The following is a 971-nucleotide window of genomic DNA, read 5'->3' as shown; positions in this document are numbered from 1 at the left end:
TTGTAATGGTGCAGCCATGCCGGGAGGGCGTTTCTGCGGGCTGATTCGGTGGCGTAGAAGCGCTTGAACGCCCACCCGTCGGCGAGGGTTCGGTGGAAGCGTTCGATCTTTCCGTTGGTCTGCGGGCGGTAGGGCCGGGTCTTCTTTGCCGTGATGTCCAGCTCCCGGCAGGTTTCCCGCCAGAGATGGGATTTGTAGGCCGATCCGTTGTCGGAGAGGACCCGCTCAACGGTCACCCCGCGGGCGGCAAACCAGGACACGGCACGCCTGAGCACTCCAACTGCGGTGGCCGCTGTTTCATCGCCGTGGATCTCTGCGTAGGCAACCCGGGAGTGGTCGTCGACGACGGTGTGCACATATGCGGTCCCGATCAGCGGGTTACGGTGGCTGCTCCGCGGTTTTGACGGAGTCGCAGCACGGTTCTGTTTGCCTTGCTGCCGGCCGACGTAACGCCAACCGCCGCCGTCAGGGATATTGCCAAGCTTCTTCACATCGACGTGGATCATCGCCCCGGGAGTCTCATGCTCGTAGCGGCGGATCACTTCCCCGGTGCGCTTGTCCACATGATGAAGGCGGTTCAGTCGGCACCGGACGAGAACCGCGTGCACGGTCGAGGCGGGCATGGCCAGCTTCGCGCTGATCGCGATCGGACCCAGCCGTTGCTTCCAACGCAGATGCACGACCTTGCGCACCAGCTGCTGCGGCGTCCGGTTCGCCACCCGATGCGGGCGGGAGGACCTGTCCGCCATGCCCGCCTGACCCATCGCGGCGTAGCGGGCCGCCCAGCGTTTGGCCGTGGGCCAGGAGCAGTTGAACTGCTCGGCAGCACGGGACACCGGCCAGCCGTGGTCTACGACCAGACGCGCGACGCGCAAACGTTGGCGTGGAGTCAAAGCGGCATTAGCGTGGGACATGAGGACCTCCTGGTCGCTGCAGCGGTTGTCTAAGCAACTCCACTGTGCAACCAGAGG

General features: G+C 65.0%; 1 protein-coding gene. It reads right to left on the bottom strand.

The genetic code is table 11. From position 1 onward, the window contains the following. Positions 1 to 914: IS481 family transposase (locus DWV11_RS13270; protein ID WP_168404697.1), on the bottom strand; the 914-nt coding region annotated here is incomplete at its 3' end. Positions 915 to 971: the final 57 nt, after the last annotated feature.

Source organism: Arthrobacter silvisoli, assembly GCF_003369445.1.
Lineage (GTDB): Bacteria > Actinomycetota > Actinomycetes > Actinomycetales > Micrococcaceae > Arthrobacter > Arthrobacter silvisoli.
The sequence above is the reverse complement of the archived record's forward strand: the minus strand, read 5'-3'. Positions and strand labels throughout refer to the sequence as shown.